General features: G+C 67.7%; 20 protein-coding genes and 1 tRNA gene. 4 read left to right on the plus strand and 17 right to left on the minus strand.

Translation table 11 applies throughout. The annotated features are described in order from the left end of the window. Positions 1 to 2: 2 nt before the first annotated feature. From EAT49_RS03480 to EAT49_RS03555, 16 genes are all read right to left on the minus strand, one after another. Positions 3 to 1,064, minus strand: coding sequence for a DUF2235 domain-containing protein (locus tag EAT49_RS03480; RefSeq protein ID WP_246003752.1), 1,062 nt, complete (start codon positions 1,062 to 1,064; stop codon positions 3 to 5). Beyond that, on the minus strand, positions 1,051 to 3,351 hold the full coding sequence (locus tag EAT49_RS03485; protein WP_123640915.1) for a xanthine dehydrogenase family protein molybdopterin-binding subunit: 2,301 nt from the start codon (positions 3,349 to 3,351) through the stop codon (positions 1,051 to 1,053). The genes EAT49_RS03480 and EAT49_RS03485 overlap by 14 nt, the downstream gene beginning before the upstream one ends. A gap of 82 nt (positions 3,352 to 3,433) precedes the next feature. Next, positions 3,434 to 4,525 (minus strand): ABC transporter ATP-binding protein, encoded by a 1,092-nt coding sequence (locus EAT49_RS03490; RefSeq protein WP_123640916.1) that lies wholly within the window; start codon positions 4,523 to 4,525, stop codon positions 3,434 to 3,436. Between the two features lie 4 nt (positions 4,526 to 4,529). Beyond that, positions 4,530 to 5,522 (minus strand): glycoside hydrolase family protein, encoded by a 993-nt coding sequence (locus tag EAT49_RS03495; RefSeq protein ID WP_123640917.1) that lies wholly within the window; start codon positions 5,520 to 5,522, stop codon positions 4,530 to 4,532. 5 nt (positions 5,523 to 5,527) lie between these two features. Beyond that, positions 5,528 to 6,406: a carbohydrate ABC transporter permease gene (locus EAT49_RS03500; RefSeq protein WP_123640918.1), complete on the minus strand. Its 879-nt coding sequence runs from the start codon at positions 6,404 to 6,406 to the stop codon at positions 5,528 to 5,530. A 3-nt stretch (positions 6,407 to 6,409) separates the two neighbouring features. Then, entirely contained in the window at positions 6,410 to 7,477 is a 1,068-nt protein-coding gene (locus EAT49_RS03505) for a carbohydrate ABC transporter permease (RefSeq protein ID WP_123640919.1), read from the minus strand. Positions 7,478 to 7,570: 93 nt separating this feature from the next. Next, entirely contained in the window at positions 7,571 to 8,824 is a 1,254-nt protein-coding gene (locus EAT49_RS03510; protein ID WP_123640920.1) for an ABC transporter substrate-binding protein, read from the minus strand. Beyond that, positions 8,821 to 9,912, minus strand: a complete 1,092-nt coding sequence (locus tag EAT49_RS03515; protein ID WP_123641345.1) for a LacI family DNA-binding transcriptional regulator — start codon at positions 9,910 to 9,912, stop codon at positions 8,821 to 8,823. The genes EAT49_RS03510 and EAT49_RS03515 overlap by 4 nt, the downstream gene beginning before the upstream one ends. Positions 9,913 to 10,157: 245 nt before the next feature. Beyond that, on the minus strand, positions 10,158 to 10,946 hold the full coding sequence (locus EAT49_RS03520) for a creatininase family protein (protein ID WP_123640921.1): 789 nt from the start codon (positions 10,944 to 10,946) through the stop codon (positions 10,158 to 10,160). Next, complete coding sequence (locus EAT49_RS03525; RefSeq protein WP_123640922.1) at positions 10,943 to 11,578, minus strand: NAD(P)H-dependent oxidoreductase; 636 nt, start codon at positions 11,576 to 11,578, stop codon at positions 10,943 to 10,945. Before EAT49_RS03525 ends, EAT49_RS03520 begins: the two co-directional genes overlap by 4 nt. After that, positions 11,578 to 12,159: an NAD(P)H-dependent oxidoreductase gene (locus tag EAT49_RS03530; RefSeq protein ID WP_123640923.1), complete on the minus strand. Its 582-nt coding sequence runs from the start codon at positions 12,157 to 12,159 to the stop codon at positions 11,578 to 11,580. The genes EAT49_RS03525 and EAT49_RS03530 overlap by 1 nt, the downstream gene beginning before the upstream one ends. Then, a complete protein-coding gene (locus EAT49_RS03535; protein WP_123640924.1) occupies positions 12,160 to 13,560 on the minus strand; it encodes an FAD-binding oxidoreductase in 1,401 nt (466 codons plus the stop codon). Then, the gene (locus EAT49_RS03540; RefSeq protein WP_123640925.1) at positions 13,557 to 14,822 is read right to left on the minus strand and encodes a cytosine deaminase; all 1,266 of its coding nucleotides are present in this window, start codon (positions 14,820 to 14,822) and stop codon (positions 13,557 to 13,559) included. The genes EAT49_RS03535 and EAT49_RS03540 overlap by 4 nt, the downstream gene beginning before the upstream one ends. A gap of 4 nt (positions 14,823 to 14,826) precedes the next feature. After that, positions 14,827 to 15,702 (minus strand): ABC transporter permease, encoded by an 876-nt coding sequence (locus EAT49_RS03545; RefSeq protein WP_123640926.1) that lies wholly within the window; start codon positions 15,700 to 15,702, stop codon positions 14,827 to 14,829. Beyond that, on the minus strand, positions 15,699 to 16,487 hold the full coding sequence (locus EAT49_RS03550; RefSeq protein ID WP_123640927.1) for an ABC transporter ATP-binding protein: 789 nt from the start codon (positions 16,485 to 16,487) through the stop codon (positions 15,699 to 15,701). Before EAT49_RS03550 ends, EAT49_RS03545 begins: the two co-directional genes overlap by 4 nt. Before the next feature lie 7 nt (positions 16,488 to 16,494). Next, positions 16,495 to 17,502 carry an ABC transporter substrate-binding protein gene (locus EAT49_RS03555; protein ID WP_123640928.1) on the minus strand — a complete coding sequence of 336 codons (1,008 nt, stop codon included), beginning with the start codon at positions 17,500 to 17,502 and terminating at the stop codon, positions 16,495 to 16,497. 231 nt (positions 17,503 to 17,733) lie between these two features. Between EAT49_RS03555 and EAT49_RS03560 the strand changes: the two genes are divergently transcribed. The 4 genes from EAT49_RS03560 to EAT49_RS03575 all read left to right on the plus strand — a co-directional run bounded on the left by EAT49_RS03560 (position 17,734) and on the right by EAT49_RS03575 (position 19,917). Then, a complete protein-coding gene (locus EAT49_RS03560; protein WP_123640929.1) occupies positions 17,734 to 18,123 on the plus strand; it encodes a RidA family protein in 390 nt (129 codons plus the stop codon). A gap of 167 nt (positions 18,124 to 18,290) precedes the next feature. After that, positions 18,291 to 18,380: transfer RNA gene (locus EAT49_RS03565), tRNA-Ser, on the plus strand. Between the two features lie 393 nt (positions 18,381 to 18,773). Continuing rightward, positions 18,774 to 18,974 carry a substrate-binding domain-containing protein gene (locus EAT49_RS21045; RefSeq protein ID WP_185020628.1) on the plus strand — a complete coding sequence of 67 codons (201 nt, stop codon included), beginning with the start codon at positions 18,774 to 18,776 and terminating at the stop codon, positions 18,972 to 18,974. 148 nt (positions 18,975 to 19,122) lie between these two features. Next, on the plus strand, positions 19,123 to 19,917 hold the full coding sequence (locus tag EAT49_RS03575; RefSeq protein WP_123640931.1) for a FadR/GntR family transcriptional regulator: 795 nt from the start codon (positions 19,123 to 19,125) through the stop codon (positions 19,915 to 19,917). Between the two features lie 13 nt (positions 19,918 to 19,930). Here EAT49_RS03575 and EAT49_RS03580 read toward each other — a convergent pair whose 3' ends face one another. Beyond that, a complete protein-coding gene (locus EAT49_RS03580; RefSeq protein ID WP_123640932.1) occupies positions 19,931 to 20,707 on the minus strand; it encodes an SDR family oxidoreductase in 777 nt (258 codons plus the stop codon). Positions 20,708 to 20,750: the final 43 nt, after the last annotated feature.

Consider the following 20,750-nt stretch of genomic DNA (forward strand, 5'->3'; position numbering starts at 1 on the left):
CCTCAGGCGGCGGCGTTCCCACCGGGGTGGGCCGGGACCGACGTGTCGGGGTCCGGCTTGGGGGCATGGAACCGTTCCGAAGGATCCCGTCCGATGACGCGCGCATGGCGCGACACGAGCACCTTGGACCAGCCGCGCCAGAGACCCAGGGACGGCGCCTCGGGATCGGCGGGGAATCGTTCGCGCCATCCGGCCGGCAGCGGCAGGCCCGCGCCCTCGAGCCGGTCGAGCATCCAGACCAGCGACACGTTCGCCAGGGGCCGCGCCGGGGCATAGCCTTCGAGCTGGCCGCCGATGTCGCCATGGGTGCCGCGGAACCAGACCTGTTCGAGATGGCCCCGGAAGCCCGGCGGCGTGTGCCACAGGACCGGCGCATAGGCGTCGCGGGTCTCGTCCCGGGCGAGGGCGTGAAAGTTGTGGCGCGCGACGGCGGTTGGAAACTGGTTGTGCATCCGGTGCTTGGGGTCGATCCATGTCCCGAGACCCGGCAGGCGAAGGCCCAGCGTCTTGACGGTGTCCCAGACCCCCACCGCCTCGATCCGGACTTCGGGATGGCAGAAGCGCCGCCGGAACGCCTCGGCCACGGGACCGCGCGCGCCGGAGCGGTAGTGGCGACAGGCCTGCCGGATCGTGCGGACGGTCGCATGTTCGGTGCGGACGAGGCCCACGAGGTCGATCACCCCCGCCAGCGCCCGAACCGCGTAGGCGCCGCGGGAGAAGCCCAGAAGGAAGATCCGGTCGCCGGGCCGGTAGCGGGAGGCGAGCACACCGTAGGCCCGCTCGATCTGCCGGTTGATACCGCGGCCCGCCGCCACGTCGAGGGCCGAGGACCAGTCGCGCCACTGCACGCCCGCCTCGTAATGGACGGTCAGATTGGCCGAAAGACCGGCCTCGCGGAGCAGCAGGTACGTCAGCCCGGCGTTGCTCTCGAAGCCCGGCGCGAGGGACGACATGGTCCCGTCGAGGACCACCACATGGACCGCGGCGCCCCGGTGGCGCCCGCGCCCCTCGGCCCGGACGGGCCGGCGTCCGAGGAGCGCAAGGAGGCGGTCACGCAGCGGCACCCGGGCGTGTCTCCTGCAGCATCCGCCAGACCCGTTCCGGCGTGAAGGGCGCCTGCACCCCGCGCACGCCGAGGTCCCAGAGCGCATCCTGCACCGCATTCGACACCGCGGCGAGCGCGCCCACGGTTCCGGCCTCGCCGCAGCCCTTCATGCCCATGGGGTTGTTCACGGAGGGCGTGGGTTCCGAATGGAACGTGATCCACGGCATGTCGTAGGCCCGCGGCATGGCGTAATCCATGTAGCTCGCGGTCAGGAGCTGGCCGGTCTCGTCGTGGACCACGCGTTCGGTGATGGTCTGGCCGATGCCCTGGGCCACGCCGCCATGGACCTGGCCCTCGGCCAGCATGGGGTTGATGAGATTGCCGAAATCGTCGACCACCGTGTACCGGACCACCTTCGTGACGCCTGTCTCCGGGTCGATCTCGACCTCGGCGACATGGCAACCGTTGGGGAAGGACATCTGTTCCAGCTCGCCGGTCTCGGCGATGGTCAGGAGATCCTCGCGGCCTTTCCCGCGGGCAAGTTCCGCCACCTCGAGCATGGTGGGCGTCTGGTTCGAGCCCGGGATGCGGAAGGTCTCGTCGTCGAAGCTCACCTCGGCGGCATCGACGCCGTTCTCCTCGGCGAGGAATGCGGCGAAGCGGGTCTTCATGGTGCCGACGGCCACCAGCGTGGCGTTGTTCTGCGTGGTCACCGAGCGGGAGCCGCCGGTGCCGCCGCCGCGCGCGATGAGGTCGCTGTCGCCCTGCACGACGCGGATGCGGTCGGCGGGGATGCCGGTGTGGTCGGCGAGGAACTGGGCATAGACCGTCTCGTGCCCCTGCCCGTTCGACTGGGTGCCGACGTAGAGCGCGACGCCGCCGTCCTCCTCGAAGACGACCTTCACCCGCTCGTCCTTGTCGCCGAGAATGCTCTCGATGTAGTAGCAGAGCCCAAGGCCGCGCAGGAGGCCCTGCGCCTGCGAGGCCTCGCGGCGGGCGGCGAAACCCGCGAGATCGGCCTCGGCCTCGGTCCGGGTCAGGACCTTGTCGAAATCGCCCACGTCGTAGGTGACGCCGGTCGCGGAGGTGTAGGGAAACTTCGCGGGCGGGATGAAGTTGCGGCGGCGGAGATCGCGCGGATCGACACCGAGTTCGCGGGCGGCGTGGTCCATGGCGCGTTCGAGCACGAAGATCGCCTCGGGCCGGCCTGCGCCGCGATAGGCGTCGGTCTGGGTGGTGTTGGTGTAGATGCCCTTCACATGGAGCCATGCGGTGGGGATGTCGTAGACCCCCGGCATGACCTTGGAGAAGAGCTCGGTCTGGATGTGCTGGCTGAATTCGGAGTTGTAGGCGCCCTGGTTGGCCATGCTCTCCACCCTGTAGGCGGTCAGCCGCAGATCGGCGTCGAAGGCGAGCGTCGCGGTGGAGACAAGGTCGCGGCCCGCGTTGTCCGACAGCATCGACTCGGTCCGGTCGGCGGTCCAGCGGACGGGCTTGCCCAGCATCCGCGTGGCCTGGGCGGTGAGGATATACTCGGGGTAGTCGAAGCCCTTCATCCCGAAACCGCCGCCCACGTCGGGCGTCGTCACCCGCACGTCCGCGCGGTCGAGGCCCAGCATCCGCGCCAGCCGCTTCTTCGTGCCCCAGACCCCCTGCCCGTTCACGCAGAAATGCAGGCGGTTGCCGTCGAGCTCGGCAAAGCAGCCGCGCGGCTCCATGGAATTGACGATGACCCGGTTGTCCTCGACGTCGACGGTCACGACATGGGTCGCGGCAGCAATGGCGGCCTCGGTCGCCTCCCGGTCGCCCTTGCCGTATTCGAAGGCCAGATTGCCGGGCGCCTCGGGGTGGATCGCCTCGCCGCCCTCGACCAGCGCCATGTGAACGGGCAGGTCGTCGATCTCGACCTCGATCAGTTCGGCCGCGTCCTTGGCCTGCGCCAGCGTCTCGGCCACGATGAAGGCGATGGGCTCTCCGACGAAGCGGACGCGATCGCGCGCGAGGATCGGGCGTTCGGGCTGCGCGCCCTCACCGCCATCCACGGTGTCGATGGGGTCGCTGTCCATGCCGACCTCGATGCCCTCGGCCTCGAGGTCCGCCAGCGTCAGCACCAGGTGCACGCCCTCGGCCTCGCGCGCGGCGGAGACATCGAGCGTCGTGATCTCGCCATGGGCGACGGTCGAGCGCAGGACGTAGCCGAAGAGCGCGCCCTTCGGGGCGATGTCATCGACATACCGCCCGTGACCCGTCAGGAAACGCTGATCCTCGAACCGCTTCACCGGCTGGGACTTGCCGAACTTCTCCATCGCGGGACTCCCTTGTTCTGCGTTGCGCATAGGGTAGCCGGTGCGCAGGGCTTGTCCAAGGGCGCGCGGTCGTCTGCCGCGCTCAATGCGGGGCGAGCTCCGCCTCCGTCTCGGGGGCGAAGAGATGCGCCTCGGCGGGATCGAAGTCGAAGCCCACGGGCTGGCCGCGCTCGAAGACCTTGTCCTCTGCCACGGTGGCGATGAGCTTCGAGCCGTCGCGGAGCGTGACGTCGATCACCGTTTCGGCCCCCAGCCGTTCGGTCAGCGCGACGGTGCCGTGGAGCATCCCTTCCTCGTCCCGGGTGGGATGGAGGTATTGGGGCCGTACGCCGAGGATGCCCTTGCCGCCGGCGACGAGATCGCGGCCCTTCGTGGCGACGGTGATGGGCTCCAGCGCAGGCGCGGAGACACGGGCCATGCCGTTCGAGACCTCGGTCACCGAGACCTCGATGAAATTCATCGAGGGCGAACCGAGAAAACCCGCGACGAAGAGGTTCGCCGGCTGGTGGTAGAGGTCCATGGGGGAGCCCACCTGCATCACCTCCCCTCCCCTCAGCACGACGATCTTGTCGGCGAGCGTCATCGCCTCGACCTGGTCGTGGGTGACGTAGACCATGGTGGCGCCCAGCGTCTGGTGCAGCTTGCCGATCTCCATGCGCATGTCCATGCGCAGCGCCGCGTCCAGGTTCGACAGCGGTTCGTCGAACAGGAACACGGTGGGGTCGCGCACGATGGCGCGGCCGATGGCGACGCGCTGGCGCTGGCCACCCGAGAGCTGCGAGGGGCGGCGGTCCAGAAGATGCTCCATCTGCAGGATGCGCGCGGCCTCGGCGACCTTCTTCTCCTTTTCCGCCCTGGAGGCCCCGGCGATGGTCAGCCCGAATGCCACGTTCTCGCGCACGGTCATGTGCGGGAAGATGGCGTAGGACTGGAAGACCATGGCCACGCCCCGCTCGCGCGGCTGGATGTCGTTCACGACCCGGCCCCCGATCTCGAGCGTGCCAGCGGTGATGTCCTCGAGCCCCGCGATCATCCGCAGGAGCGTGGACTTCCCGCAGCCCGAGGGGCCGACGAAGACGACGAATTCGCCGTCCTCGATGTCGATGTCGACGCCCTTGATCACCTCGACCGTGCCGAAGCTCTTCGTCACGTTCTTCAGCCTGACGTCCGCCATTGTGCTACTCCGCTGCCTGTCGCGCGGGGACGACCCGCAGGAGACCGTCTCCGGTCAGCTCCACCGGTTCGGGGTCCATCACATGCCCCACGAAGGTCGTGCCGTCGGGATGGTCGGCGAAGCCCATGATCACCATGCCGTCGTCGGTCTGCACGATCCGCCCGGCATAGCGGCGGCAGGGCAGCGCTCCGTCGAGAAAGCCGGGTGCTATGCGCCACGGCCCGCGCGGACTGTCGGCCATGAGGTAATGGTTGCCGGTGACGGGGCCGCCCTCGGTGGCCTCGGCCTGCTCCTTCGAGAAATGCTCGGCCGCGGTGCAGAAGAGGCAGAACCACTTGCCGCCGGCCTGGAACACCTGCGGCACCTCGAGCTGACCGTAGCCGCCGGTGAAGACGGGGGGCTGGAGCGTCCACTCGAAAAGGTCGGGCGAGGTGGCGAAGCCGATGGCGCCGCCGGCGTTGGCCTCGGCGATCCCGGGCGCGCGGGCGGTGAAGAACATCAGCCAGCCCTCGCCCTCGGGGTCCTTCATGACCCAGGGGTCGCGCATGGCGCGGTCGTGCCACACGCTGGTGGCGTGGTCGGCCTCGTAGTGCTCCGCCGTCGGCCCCACGAGGTCGAGGCAGAGGCCGTCGCCCACGCGGGTCCAGTCGTGCAGGTTCTCCGAGGTGGCGTGGCCGATGCGCTGGTAGAGCCCCTCCTCCGATTTCCGCGCGCCCGTGTAGAAGAGATGCCAGAGCCCGTCCGGGCCCTTCACGATGGAGCCGGTCCAGGTGGTGTAGTCGTCCCAGGCGGGGCCTTCCACGGGCTGGAAGGTCGTGCCCAGATGCTCCCAGGTCACGAGGTCATGGCTGGTGGCGTGGCCGTAGCTCACATTGAAGTGTCGCAGGTGCGGATCGCCGAGGGATTTCGGTGCCTTGAGGAAGAACCCGTGCCAGAGATCGCGATCGCGGACGTACCACGAATCCCAGATCCAGTCGTGTTCGAGGGCGAGAACCATGTGATTTATCCTTTCACGCCGGTCGAGGCGATGGAGGCGATGAAGGCCCGTTGCAGGACCAGGTAGAAGGCGAGCACCGGGACGGTGATCATGGTGAGGTAGGCCATGATCTCCCCCCAGGCGGTATCGAGCTGGAAGAAGTACTGCAGGCCGACCATCACGGGACGGTACTGTTCCTGCTGCACCACGATGAGCGGCCAGAGGTACTGGTTGTACATGACGAGAAACTTCAGGATCGCGGCGGTGGCGATGACGGGGCCGGCGAGCGGCATGACCACGCGCCAGTAGATCTGGAACCAGGAGGCGCCCTCCACCCGGCTGGCCTCGATCAGTTCGCCGGGCAGGTCCTTGAAATACTGCACGAAGAGGAAGATCGTCAGCCCGTCCGCGACCCAGGGGATGATCTGCACCCGGTAGGTGTTGAGCCAGGTCGTCTCGATGCCGTCGAGGCCGATCCACGGCAGTTGCGAGACGAGCAGCAGGAGCGGGATGGCGATGGTCTCGAAGGGCACGATGAGGGTGGCGAGGATGATCGACAGGATCAGCTCGCGGCCCCTCCAGCGCAGGTAGACGAAGCTGAAGGCGGCGAGCGAGCAGACGACAAGGCTGAGGAGCACGGTGACGCCCGTGACGAGGACCGAGTTGAAGACGAAGAGCCCCACCGGCGCGCGCTGGAAGGCGGCACGGTAGTTGTCGAGGCTGAGGTCGCCCACCGGCAGGAAGGCGCGCAGCGACGAGGTGTGGGACAGCAGTTGCCCCGTCGGCTTGAAGCTCGACATCACCATGAAGAGGAGCGGCAGGACGAAGATCGCCGCGATGAGGATCAGGACCGCATAGCGCACCGCGAGGCGCAGGCCGTGGTTGTCGGGGTTGATGGTGGCCATGGCTCAGCGCTCCCGGGTCAGCCAGCGCTGGATCAGCGAGATCGTCAGCACCAGAAGGAAGAGGATGACGGAGATCGTGGACCCGCCGGAGATGTCCTGTCTGCCGTAGCCCCGTTCCACCGCCTGGAAGACCAGCGTCTGGGTGGAGTCGAGCGGCCCGCCGTTGGTCATCACGTCAATCTGCGCAAAAAGCGCGAAGGCCTGCATGGTGATCACGATCAGGATCAGGACGGCCGTGTTCCTGAGGCCGGGCCAGGTCACATAGCGGAACTTCTGCCACGCCGACGCGCCCTCGATGTCGGCGGCCTCGTAGAGTGTGGGGCTGATGGTCTGCAGCCCGGCGAGCCAGATCACCATGTGAAAGCCCACGGCCTGCCAGATCGACATGGCCATGATCGCGCCCAGCGCCGTGTCGGGGTTTCCGAGCCAGTCCCGACCCTCGAAGGCGCCGAAGGTCAGGAAGGCGAGCATGTTGTTCAGAAGTCCGTCGTCGCCGTCGTAGATGAACCGCCAGAGCAGCGACACCACGACGATGGAGACCACGACGGGCATGAAGTAGATCGCGCGGAAGACGTTTATGCCGCGCAGTTTCTGGTTGATCAGCAGCGCGAGGCACAGGGCGAGGCCCGCCTGTGTGGGAGCCACGATCAGCACGAAGAGGAGCGTGTTCGTCAGCGCCTTCCAGAACACCACGTCCGAGGCGACGACGACGCGGGCGGTGTCGCCCGACTGCCAGCGGAACCATTCGCGCATGCCGCGATACTGGGGAAAGTCGTCGGAGCGGGTGATGTCGCGGACGCGGGGGTACTGGATGGCGCCCGTGTCGTCGCGGAGGATGTCGCCGGCCTCGTCCCGCTCGGGGTCGAGGTCGATGACCGCTAGGCTGAGCATGTCGCTGTAGTTCTGGAGGCCCACGAACTCGGTGGGATTGGGCGAGATCAGCCGCTGGTTCGTGAGCGACAGCCCGAAGGCGAAGAAGAAGGGCAGGATGATGAAGGTCGCGATCAGCAGGAACCCGGGGCCGGCGAAGAGCCAGCCGGCGCGGTTCGATGTCGTGAGCTTGCTGGCCATGCCGCATTCCCTCCCCTTCTGGCGCCGCGCGTTTCGTCCGCGGACCGGACGCAGGTGACCGGGGCCCCGGGCGCGCCGGGGCCCCGACCGCGATCACTCGTGACCGTAGCCCTGGTTGTTGGCGATATCGGCCTCGATCTCGTCCACCGCCGCGTCGAGCGTGTCCACGACATCGGCGCCGTTGGCGATGTCGGCCATCGCCTTGGTGAAGATCTCCGACTGCACGACGTAGCCGGGTGTCACCGGCCGCAGGCGCGCCTGCTCGTTCGACAGATCGAAGAAGACAGCGAGCGCCCCGCCTTCACCGTAGTTCTCGGTCATTTCCGCCGCGCTCGGGGTCGAGGGGATCAGGCCGATGCCGTCGGAGAAGGCGGCGAGATACTCGTCCTGCAGCGCGTGCTCGATGAAGGCATTGGCGCCCTCGGGGGTTTCGCAGGTCGCAGAGACGCCGAACTGCCAGGAGCCGCCGCCGATGTAGTTGCCGGCGCCGAAATCGGGGGCGGGCAGGAAGATCACGTCATCGACCTCTTCCATCGTCGCCACGGCGCGCCAGTTGCCGTTCCACTGGAACGCGAAGTCGCCCTCGATGAAGCCCCGCTGCTGGGAAGCGGGGTCCTGGCTCGTGCCCGGCGCATAGCCCTCGGTGAAGAGCGACTGCCACCACTGCCCGAAGGCGATCCCGGCCTCGCCGTTCAGCGCACCCTCGGCGGAGGTGTAGCTCTCGCGGTCGACGAGGCTGCCGCCATGGGACCACAGGAACGGCAGGAAGGCATAGGGATACCATTCGCCCTGATCGTTCATGCCGAGGTCGAGCGGATACTCGAAATCGCCGCTGGCCTTGGCCGCATCGAGAGCGGCCATGAATTCCTCGCCGGTCCATGGCTCTTCCAGCGTCGGACGGCGCAGGCCGAGCGCCTCGAGCGTCGACTCCCGCGCATAGAGCGCAACGGCGGCATCCCAGAGACCGATCGAATAGAGTTCGCCGTCCCAGATGCCCTTGGTGCCGGGCAGGAAGTCCTCGATCAGGCTTTCGTCGATATCGAGCGGCTGCATGTAGCCGGACCAGGCCCAGTTGGGCATGATCGGGCCGTCCACGTCGAGGATGCAGGGCAGGTTTCCGGCCAGCGCCGCGGCGACGACGGAGGCGTTGTAGCTCGATTGCGGGAAGCTCTCGATGGTCACGGCCCAGTCGGACTGGCTGGCGTTGAAGTCGTCCACGATCTGGTTGATGATCCGGCTTTCGACCTCGTTGCCGGCGCCGTGATACCACATCGAAACCTCGGTCTGGGCATGGGCGCCCGTTCCGGCAAGTGCCGTGGCGCAGGCGAGCAGTGTCGTGCGTGTCATCTGATGGTCCTCCCTGATGACGGTGAGTTCTCGGGGTTGGCGGACAGGTCGGCGACGCTGTCGCGCCAGTACACCTCGCCGCCGACCAGGATCGGGTCGGGCGGCGGGGATGCGTCGGACCCGCGCGTCATCGACACGAGCAGCCGGGCCGCCTCCTCGCCCATGCGGGCGTAGGGCAGCTCGACCGACGAGAGCGCGGGGTCGAGGGTTTCGGCGATGAGCCGGTAGTTGTCGAACCCGGCGACGGAGATGTCGCCGGGTACCGAGAGGCCGCGGTCGCGCAGCATGGAATAAAGGCGGATCGCCATGCGGTCGTTGCCGCAGAGGAGCACGGTCGGGGGCCGCGGCAGCGCCAGCACCCGGTCGAGCGCTGCTGAGAGCGCGGCCAGTTCGCGGTCGGAGTCATCCGCGAGGACATCGGCCTCGAGAATGAGCTCGGGATCGGCGGCGAGGCCCGCCTGCGCGAGCGCGGCGCGGTAGCCCTCGACGCGCAGGGGCGTCGCGGCCATGCCCCTGGCCAGGGTCAGGTAGGCGATGCGCCGGTGGCCGCTGGCGATCACGCGCTCGGTCACGGCGCGCTGAAGGGCGGCCTCGTCGGGCAGGATCGCGGGCGAGGCGCCGCCGTCGTGACAGTTGACCAGCACCACCGGCAGGCCCGGCGCCGGGGGGCGCTCGACCACCTGGTGATAGCTGGAGACGAAGAGCACGCCCTCCACCCGGTGTTCGGCGAAGGTGCGCATCAGGCCGGGGGCCGCGTCCTGCCGGCCGCCGGTATCGGCGATCAGAACGGTGAGCCCCGCATCGGCCAGCGCCTTCTGGACCCCGCGCACGATGACGATTTCCGGCAGACCGGCGGGGCCGCTTTCCTGAAGTCCCTCGGAGATGGCCCCGGTGATCAGGCCGACGAGGCCGGAGCGGTTCGAGCGCATGGCGCGGGCCGCCGACGAGGGGACGTAGCCAAGTTCGGCGATGGCCTTGCGCACGGTCTCGCGGGTCGGTTCCCGGACGGCGGCATCGCCGTTCAGGACCCGGCTCACGGTCTTCGGCGACACGCCGGCCGCACGGGCGACATCGTAGATCGTCGACATGGTCCTCCCCTGCACCGAGGTGGCTCGAACCGCCATGACATCGGTGTCATCCACGAGGGTGCCCGATTCTGCAGCATCATGTCAACGATGTCATACGCTGCAGCGCGGAAAACGGGCAGCTTCAGGACGGGTGACGCCAGGGGCGTGCGAGCGCGTTTCAGGCGGCGCACGCCCCCGTCCAGCGGCGTGAGGAGTGCAGCTCAAGATCCGGAAATGTCGGGATTTTCGGGCCGGTTATCCGGGCGTCAGAAAGGCGTCTCGACGGGGGCGAAGGGGGCAAGGTCCTGCGCCTCGACCTGTCGCAGCAGCGCGATCATGTCGGCGACCATCTTGTCGGCGGCCCGCGCGCCCTTCTCGGCCGTGGCGAGATGCGCCTCGCCGGACACGCCGTGCGGGTTCACATCCGAGGCGATCCAGCCGTAGGCCACGGGGCCGATTGGCTGGATGGCCCGGGTTTCGGCGGTGGAGCGGAAATCCTCGGCGGCCTCCATGTCCACCGTCTCGGGGCGGAAGTGGAGCACCAGCGACGTTTCCGCGTCTCCGCCATGGATGCCGTGTTTCGCCTCCTGCTCGCTCCAGAGCCCCTCGGGCGGGCCGAAGGCGCCCCAGCCGAGGCGGACGCAGAACATGCCCGCCCGGACCCGCAGTTCGCGCGAGACGATGGAGATGAGATCGACGTTGCCGCCGTGGCTGTTGACGATGACCATCTTGCGGATGCCGGCGCGGGCGACCGATAGGCCGATTTCCGTCCAGGCCTTCAGCGCGGTTTCCGCAGTGAGGGTCACGGTGCCCGCGGCCCAGAGGTGCTCGTTCGACTTGCCCACGGCCATCACGGGCAGGATACGCAGGTCCATGTCCTCGGGCGCGCGCTCTTTCAGCAGCGCCAGCAGACCCTCGTTGATGATCGTGTCGGTGCCCACCGGCAGGTGCGGCCCGTGCTGCTCGATGGCGGCGGTGGGCAGGATGGCGATGGTCTTGTCGGGGTCGATCGCGCGGAACTCGGGGGCGCGGTAGTCTTTCCAGTCGCGTCTCATGCCTTGGATTCCTTCATCGGGGCGGCGGGGGCGCGGGCGCCAGTGAGACGGTCCATCCGGGCGGCCACGCGAGAGAGGTGTTTCGCGCGGCTTTCGGGCGTGGAGCTGTCCATCAGGTAATGGGCGGCGAAGACCTTTCTCGCCCGGGGATGCAGCAGGAGGCCCACGCCGCGGATCAGCGTGCGGCGGCCCGGCGCGCCGATCATGCGGGTGAGCCACCACGAGGCTCCGCAGGTGGTGAAGACACCGAGCCGGGTGATGTGGTGCAGGCCGGGGCGGATCGTCCTGTTCTGGCCGTCGGGCATCAGGAAGGCCACGTCGGGCAGGAGCACACGGTCGAGCCAGCCCTTCAGCATGGCGGGCAGACCGTACCACCACGTCGGATAGACGAAGATCAGCGTGTCGCACCATTCGATGTCGGCGCAATGCGCCTCGACCGGCGCGCGGTTGGCGGGGCTGTCGAGATAGGCCTGGAGTTCGGGACCGGTGAGGCAGGCCTGGAAACCTTCGGCATAGAGGTCGCGGAGGCGGATCTCGGCGCCGGCCGCGCGCAGCTTGTCGAGCACGAGGTCGCGGATGGCGGCGTTGAAGCTGCCCGCGACGGGATGGGCGTAGACGACGAGGGCGCGCATCAGAACCGCTCCATTTCCTTGCCGACCTTCGCGAGGAAGGCCTTACGCCGGGCCTCGGTGACGTTGTTCATGTCGTTGAGGGCGAGGTACTTGACCTTGGCGAATTTCGTCACGCCCCAGACCGCGCGGGTGATCAGCTTGCGCGGGGGGTCGCCGATGAGGAAAGCGCGCCATTTCGTGGAGCCGTAGGTGGTGACGGCGGCGAGCTTGCGGATGTTGTCGAGGCTCCCGGTGAGCGTGCCGTCCTTGAGGTCGAAGGAGACGCCGGGCAGGAAGACGCGGTCGAAGAACCCCTTGAGGATCGCGGGATAGCCGAAGTTCCAGACGGGGAAGACGAAGACCACCGCATCCGCGGCGCGGAGCCGGTCGACGTAGCCCTGGACGGGGGCGGTGTTGATGGCCGTGTCGTGGTAATCACGCCGCTCCTGCGCAGTCAGGACGGGATCGAAGCCTTCGGCGTAGAGGTCGCAGTCGTCCACCTCCCAGCCGCCGCGGGTCAGCGCGGCGACGGTTTCCCGGTGCAGGGCGGCGTTGAAGCTCTCCTCGCAGGGATGGGCGTAGACGACGAGCGCGCGTGGCATCTATTCCGCGGCCTTCGTCATCCCCGGCCAGGCGTACATGCGGTCGTAGGTCCAGTCGGGATCGTCCCAGGCGATCATCTTGCCGGGGTTCAGGAGGCCCTTGGGATCGGCCTGGCGCTTGAATTCGAGCTGGCGGGCATCGACGGACTGCCGCCCGCCCTCCTCCAGCGTGTAGCGGTGCGGGTTGAAGTTTGGCGCGCCCATCGCCTCGTGGATGCGGACGATCTCGTCGAGCCGCTCCTCGGTGGTGAACTTCACGAGGGAGAGGCTGCCGAAGCCGACCTTGCCGTTCTGGCGCGTGACCTCGATGTGCAGCAGGACCTCGGGGCTGAATTCCTCGCGCAACCTCAACGCGCGGCCCACGGGGTCCTCGGTGCCGATGCCCACCTGCAGGTAGGTGATCGAGGGATCGACCTTGAGCGCGCGCAGCGTGGTGTGGTTCCAGCCGTATTCGAAGATCAGGCCCGGATCCCGAGGCCAGTCGGTATGGCCCTTTCGGTAGATCACCTCGCCCGACCAGTGCGCCAGATGGGTCTCGAAGCCGGGCATGGACTGCGGCGCGACCATCAGCGCCAGCACGGTCTTTTCCGGCGTCACATGGGGTTTGACGCGCTGGAAGTAATCGTGAGCGATGGGCGGCTCGAACAGCGTCACGAGCTTCAGCAGGAGGCCGTCGCAGGAGGCGAGATCGTAGGAATAGCGCAGGGCCTCCTCGAAATCGTCGAAGGTGACGAAAAGCTCTTCCCAGTCGTAGGCGGCGGCCAGCGGGATCTCGAGTTCGGTGATGATCCCGTTGGTGCCGTAGGCATGGCTGACGCGGTGCAGGTCCTCGCCGGTGATCTCGATGATCTGGGGCTCCTCCTCCATGGTCACGACGCGCAAGCGGATGATGTTGCCCACGTCGCGCAGAGCGCCCCAGTGGACCGAGCCCACACCGCCCGATCCGCCGGCGATGAAGCCGCCGATGGTCGCGGTGGCCCAGGTGGAGGAGAACATGCGCAGCTCCTGCCCGGAATGCGCCTTCGTGGCGGCGTCGATGTCCTTCAGGAGCGCGCCGGGTTCGACCACGAGGCGGCCGGGGGAGATATCCTTGATGGCGTTCATCTGGTTCAGGTGCAGCACGCAGCCGCCGGCCAGCGGCATGGCCTGGCCGTAGTTGCCGGTGCCGGTGCCGCGGGCGGTGACGGGCACGTCGTGGGCATAGCAGACCTTCAGAACCTCGATCACCTCCGCCTCGGATTTCGGAGAGACGGCGAAATCGGCCATGACGTGATCGAGCCGGTCCTTCAGCACCGGCGAATACCAGAAGAAATCGCGGCTGCGCGCCTTGAGGGAGGCAGGCTTGGTGTCGATGTCGAGATGGCTCAGCGCCGAGATGGCGGCCTCGATGTTCGCGGTCATGCGGTCCTCATCAGCGGGTCGAGTTCGGAATAATCGGGCAAGGTCCGGTTGATCGCCCTGCCCTTTCGGATCACGATGCGGTCGGCCTGCGGACGCGACAGGAATTCCGACCAGCTGCGGGCGTTGCAGATCACGAGATCGGCGGGCGCGCCCGGGTCGAGCGACGGCGGCGCGAAGCCGCAGGCGACGGCGGGATTGGTGACGAATGACAGGGGCCAGTCGATGTCGGAATGGTCGAGATGGCCGATGCGGGTCGCCTCCCGCCAGACCTCGATCATGTCCATGTCGCCATAGGCATAAAAGGGATCGCGGTTGTTGTCCGAGGCGAAGCTGATGGAAATGCCGCGGGCGGCCATCTCGTGCACCAGCGTGATGCCGCGGTTGCGCGGGGTGCGGGCCGCGTGGCGGTCCTGCAGGTAGAGGTTGCACATGGGCAGGCTGACGACGTTCAGTCCCGCACGAGCCACCAGATCGAGCGTCGCCAGAGCCTCGTCCTCCGGCATGGTCGAAAGCGAGCAGAGGTGGCCCACGGTCACGGGCCGCTCGAACCCGCGGTCGATCACCGTCTGCGCGATGCTGCGCAGAGTGTTGGAGGCCGGATCCAGCGTTTCGTCCACATGGAAATCCACGTCGAGGCCCCGCGCCTCGGCGGCGGTGAAGAAGGCCTGAAGCTGCATCGGCAGTTCGTCGTTCGGATAGGTCACCATGCCGAGAACGCCGCGCAGGCTCGCCACGATGTCGGCGGTGCGCAGGAATTCGGGGGTCGTCGCATGGTCGCAGGAGACGAGGCAGGCGGCCTGAAGGTCGATCCGCCCGGCCCACTCGTCCCGGACCTCGGCGAAGACGGGCCAGGAGATGGCATCCTGCGGCGGGTGGCTGTCGAGATGGGTGCGGATGGCGCGGGTGCCGTTGGCCCAGGCGCACCGGAGGGAGAAGTCCATCCGCGTGCGGACGTCCTCGGCGGCCCAGCGCGCGGCGGTGTCGCCCCGCACCGCCTCGATGGCGCCGTCGAAGGTGCCGTCGGGATTGGGGGTGCGCGGCCAGATATGGCTCTTGTCGAGATGGGTGTGCATGTCGACCAGCGCCGGCAGCACCATGGCGCCTTTCATGTCGAGCACAGTGTCGGCGGCGCCCGCCCCGATCGTTTCTCCCGAGAGGGTCAGGTCGATGGTCGTCATCTTGTCCGCGAGGCCCATGAGGCAGCCCGGCACGGTCAGGTTCTCCAGACGGACGGGCCCGTCCGGGATCTTCGGCAGCGGCATTCGGTTATTCTCTTTTCAGGGCACTCTCATGCCATTTCCGAAGGGCGAGATGGGCGATCAGCGAGGTTGTCGCAAAGATGATCACGCCCGTGAGCGCGATCAGAAACAGCGCCGCGAACATCCGCGGGATCTGCAGCCGGTAGCCCGCCTCGAGGATGCGGAAGGCGAGACCCGACCCGATGCCGCCCGTGCCCGCCACATATTCCGCGACGACGGCGCCGATCAGCGCGAGGCCCCCTGCGATCTTGAGCCCGCCGAGGAAATAGGGCAGCGCCGAGGGGATCTGCAGGTAGCGCAATCGCTGCCAGCGGTTCGCGCGGTAGATCGTCATGAGATCGCTCAGGTTGTGATCGGCCGACTTCAGACCCAGCGTCGTGTTGGCGAGGATCGGGAAGAAGGCCACGATCCACGCGCACATCAAGAGGCCCACGAGCCGGCTTTCGACATAGATGAAGATCAGCGGCGCGATGGCCACGATGGGCGTCACCTGCAGGATCACGGCGAAGGGCGAGAAGGACATCTCGGCGAAGCGCGAGAGCGAAAAGATGATGGCGAGCCCCACGCCGCCGATCACGGCGACGGCAAGGGCCATGCCGGTGATCTGGAGCGTCACCAGGAGAGACTGGGAGAGCGTGCCCCAGTCCTCGAACAGCGTCCGCATGACCAGGCCCGGCCGGGGCAGGATGTAGGGCTCGATCCCGTTCCACACCACGATCCGGTCCCAGTACCAGATCGCAATGGCCATGACCGTGATCGGGATGACCCACTGTGCGATGGCCTCCACCCGTTTCTTGCGGGCGCGGCGTTCCTCGTCGGCGTCGTACATGGGACCTGAGCCGGTCTCGGCGCGGGTGGAGGCTGAGGTTTCGGAGACGGTCATTCGGCGGCCTCTCTGGTGTACAGGGTGCCTTGCAGGGCGTCGGAGGTCTGACGCGCAATGCGGCCGTATTCGGGAGCGGTGCGCCACGCGATGCCGCGCGGATAGGGCTCGTCCACGACGATCTCCTGCACCACGCGTCCGGGCCGGGCGGCCATCACGAGGATGCGGTCGCTGAGGAACACGCTTTCGAAGACGGAGTGGGTGACGAAGATCACCGTCGCGCCGATCTGTGCCTTGAGCTCCAGCAGGTCGTCGTTGAGCTTCTGGCGGGTGATCTCGTCGAGCGCGGCGAACGGCTCGTCCATCAGGATCAGGCGGGGGTTCGTGACCAGCGCGCGGGCGATGGAAACGCGCATCTTCATGCCACCCGAAAGCTCCCTCGGGTAGGCGTTCCCGAATTTCTCGAGCCCGACCATGGCGAGGGCTTCCTCGATCCTGTCCCGGACCGACCGGTAGCTGTGGCCCCGCAGGCGGAACGGCAGCCAGACATTCTTGGCCACCGTCGCCCATGGCATCAGCGTGGGTTCCTGGAACACCACGCCGAGGTCGTCGGCCCCCTGCCCGCCTTCCCACTCGATGCGGCCGACCGTGGGCGGCATGAGCCCCGCGATCAGCCGCAGCGCCGTGGACTTGCCGCAGCCCGACGGCCCGAGAAGCGAGATGAAGTCGCCCTCGTTGACTGTCAGGGACATCCGGCGCAGCGCCACCACCTCCCCGCCGAAGGTCTTGTCGACCTCCCGCATGTGCAGGATCGGCGCGCGTTCGGCCAGGCGGGCGACCCTCATTCCGGCGTCATTCCGGCCGCAGGTCGAGGCCGACGCCCTGGTTGATGAACTGGGTCGTGTAGGCCCGGGTGTAGTCGAGCCCTTCGGGAAGCACGCCCGCCTCGACCATGGAGGTGTAGAACTCCTCCATCCGGGCGTCGGTCATGGCGCCGATGCCGAGCTCCAGCGTGTCGCCCGAATCGACGATGCCGTTCTCGATCATTGCGGCGATGGCGAAGTCGATCTTGTCCTGGGTCATGTCCGGATTGTCGCTGAGGATCAGCTCGTTCGCGGCCGAGTTGTCGCCGTAGAGGTAGTTGTACCAGCCAAGAATCGAGCCGTTCACGAAGCATTCCACGACCTCGGGGCTCTCCTCCACTGTCTGGCGCAGGGTCTGGATCGTGGTCGAATAGGGGGAGTGGCCCGCGTCGGCGATCAGCCAGACGTCGGGTTTCCACCCGGTTTCCAGTTCCACAGCATAGGGTTCGGAGGACAGGTAGCCCTGCATCGCGCTGTCCTCGTTCACGATGAAGGGCGCGGCGTTGAACGTGTACGGTTGCCGCTGCTCGTCGGTGAAGCCGTAGGCCGCTTTCATCCAGTCATAGTAGGTGGCGGCGTCCTGGACGATCATCGTCAGCTCTTTCATGCCTTCGAAGCTGTCGACACGGCCGGGATGGGTCAGCAGAACCTGCGGGCCCTTCTGGAAGGAGGCGGCCACGTCGATCAGCGGCAGGTCCTCCTGCACGGCGAACATCGCGCTGAGCGTGCCGCCCATGTAGAAGTCGATGCGACCCGCGAGCAGCAGCGCCTGGTTGTTCACCTGCGGTCCGCCCGGGAGGATCGTGACGTCGAGACCGCATTCGGCATAGGTGCCGTTGGCAACCGACTGGTAGAAACCGCCGTGCTCGGCCTGGGCGACCCAGTTGGTGCCGAAGGTCACCTCGGTCAGGTCCTGTGCGAAGGCGGGAGCGGCGGCCGCCGGAAGGGCGGCGAGGATCGTCGCGCAACGGGCAGCGCGCATCGAGACGAGGTTCATGGGTGGATCTCCTGACAAACTGACCGGATTGTCGCGTGAACTTCCCGGGATGGGAAATCTCGCGCGGGGATTGCTGCGGCTGCACGGATGATCGCACAGAAAAGCGCCGGAACCAAAGCATGAATGCCGCGTTCCTGTGCGCTCTGCGGGTCCGCGAGGTCGCACGCGCCGCGCGCTCTGGACGGGGCGTCCGGCCGGTGGGACAGAATGGCGCGGCCAAGGGAGACGACCATGCTGACCCGCGTGACCTGCGACCGCATCCACCCGTCCTTCGGCGCCTATGCGCAGGGCATCTCGGTACCCGCCGGGGCGCGGCTCGTGATGACCTCGGGCCAGCTCGGCATCGCTCCGGACGGCTCGGTGCCGGGCTCGGTCTACGACCAGGCGGGACTGTGCCTCGCCAACGCGCTCGCCATCGTCGAGGCGGCCGGCCTCGGGATCGCGAACGTGGTCCGGCTGAACACCTTCGTCACCGACCGCGCCCACATGGCCGAGTACATGCGCGCCCGGGACGACTGGCTGGCCGGATCGGACCACCTGCCGGCCTCGACTCTCGTCATCGTCTCGGGCTTCACGAGGCCCGAGTTCCTCGTCGAGGTCGAGATGACCGCCGCGGGCTGACCGCTCCCACCGGGTCCCGCCCCGCATCGGCGCAATCCGTCCCCTGCCCGCCACCGTTCGGGGAACGCGGGAGCAAGTCGCCCCCGTGCGCGCCTCTTGCGGCCCCGGCACAGGCGCCAGGCATTTCGCCTTGTGGCCCGGTCGCAGGCGCGGTTATACCCGTCGGCGGAGACGTGGCCGAGTGGTCGAAGGCGCTCCCCTGCTAAGGGAGTAGGCGGGAAACCGTCTCGAGGGTTCGAATCCCTTCGTCTCCGCCACTTCTGTCACACAGGGCGCCGTGTCCATGCCTGAGACCGTGATCTCGGGTGGATCATGTCGGCACCGGTTCGCGGGTTGGGCCGCTGCTGCACCGCCCCGTCACGGACGAAACCGGCGTTCTCGCGCTCCGTGAGGTGGGATTGGAGCGCGTCGTTCCGGACCATCATGGCGATGCCTCGGGCGCTCGGTTCCGCGTGGGTCACGTCGCGGCCGCCTTGCCCGATGGTGCCCTGCCCTGCAGGACCCAGATGGTGGGGACCACCTGGGGCGGAGAACGGACGGGGACGGCATGGCGGAACCGGGCGGGCAGCAGCAGGGCAAGGCGAAGACCGCTGCCAGAGCGACATTCACCCGATCCGGTTCATCGATCCGCCGAAGGTCCGCGGGTCGACATGCCCGGGCCACTGGCGATCATCGGCTACGACAACGGGCCTGCGGCGGGCTATCCGATGATCTGCCTCTCGAGCATCGAACGGCACGGCGACCAGCTCGGGCGCCGCGCCGCAGAAGCGTTGCTGTCGCGCATTGGCGGAGGCCGTGCAGCCGATCATGGCATGTTGAGACCGGACCTTGTCCTGCGCGCGAGCACCTGACCAGCCTTGGCGTGACCGGTTGGCCGGCTTCCCGGCTGCCGCTACGGGATGGCCGGATCTGCGGGCACCCGGTCCGCACGGCGAGCAACTAGGGCTTGGACACGCGGATCATCGCAACTATCAGTTTGTCTGATAAAGCTGTGCGAAGATGATGCGAACCGGAACCAACATCAAGTCTGAGCTCTCGGGGCGGATCGAGGTTCGCGGCATTCTCGGGGGCGCCGTCAACGAGCTCGGAGCCCGCATCGTGAGCGGAGAATGGCCCGAGGGAGGGGTGATCTCGCGCGAAGCGGACCTCGTCGAGGAGATGAAGGTCAGCCGTTCCGTCGTGCGTGAGGCGGTGCGCATACTGTCGGCCAAGGGGATGCTGCGCTCGCGCACCTCGGACGGAACGCGCGTTCAGCCGAGAGCCGCCTGGCGGCTGCTCGATCCCGACGTCATGGAATGGCGCATCCGGGCGGGCGACCGGAAGGGCCTGCTTCAGGATCTGCTGCGTCTGCGGCTGGTCATCGAGCCGGGGGTCGCCTATGCCGCGACGCTGGAGGCGACGGAGGCCGCACGCGCCCGGATGTCGGAGGCCTGGGCCGCGAAGCGGGAAGTCTTCGCGGATTCGGATCTTCCGCGCGATCTCAGGCGCCGGCGCTTCATCGAGACCGACCTCGATTTTCATCGGGCGTTGATCGGGGCCGTGCGGTCGCAGCTTCTCGACCAGCTGTTCTCCGTCATCGAGGCCGCGCTGGAGTTGCTGATCGATCTGCAGATGCGCGCGCGTGGGTATACCAGCGACATGATCGGGATGGATGAGAGCCAGGCGATGCACGAGGCGGTCTTCGACGCCTTCATTGCCCGGGACGCCGAAGGCGCGGAGCGGGCCATGCGGCGGCTCATCCAGCGCGCGATCGACGACGCCCACGACGGGTTCGCGTTGCTCCGGGAGGACTGACGGGCGCCCCGGCTCACTCGTACATCCTGATCGACACGCCGCCGTCGATGACCACGTTCTCTCCGATCATGAACCGCGCCTCATGGCTGGCCAGAAGCGCCGCGATCGCAGCGATCTCGTCGGGGTAGCAGAGGCGGCCCACGGGCTGTTTCGCCTCTGTCTCCGCCCGGGCGCGAACCGGGTCCTCCGCCCTGGCGAACTCGGCCTCCGCGAGAGCGGTATCGGTATAGCCGGGCGAGATCGCGTTGATAGCGATACCGGCAGACGCGTATTCCAGCGCCAGCGCCCGCGTGAGCCCGAGCAGCCCGTGCTTTGCCACCGGGTAAGGGAAGGTGCCCGGAATCACCGAGAAACTGTGGTTCGAGATGATGTTTATGATGGCGCCGTCGCCTGCGGCGACCATCGCCGGGAGCACCGCCCGACAACAGATCCAGGCCCCGTCCAGATCCACCGCGAAACAGCGTCGCCAGTCCTCGTCCGTCAGGTCGAGCGGCCTGTGAAACACGTTGATCCCGGCATTGTTCACGAGGACCGAAGCGTGGCCGAACCGCCGTTCGGTGGCCGCCGCCATGCGCGCGACGCTGTCGGGGTCCGAGACATCTGTGGCGACGAAACATGTCTCGGCGCCGGTCTCCTCGGCGATCTCCCCGGCGGCCTTGTCCCCGGTCTCGCGGTCCAGTTCCGCGATCACCACCCGCGCTCCCTCCTGTGCAAAACGGCGGGCGATCGCCCGTCCGATCCCCTGCCCCGCCCCCGTGACGATGGCTGTCTGCCGCTCCAGTCGGCGCATGTGGTTCTCCCTCTCGTCAGCCGGTTGACTTAATAAGATAAAC

The sequence above is a fragment of the Histidinibacterium lentulum genome, assembly GCF_003789055.1.
GTDB lineage: Bacteria > Pseudomonadota > Alphaproteobacteria > Rhodobacterales > Rhodobacteraceae > Oceanicola > Oceanicola lentulus.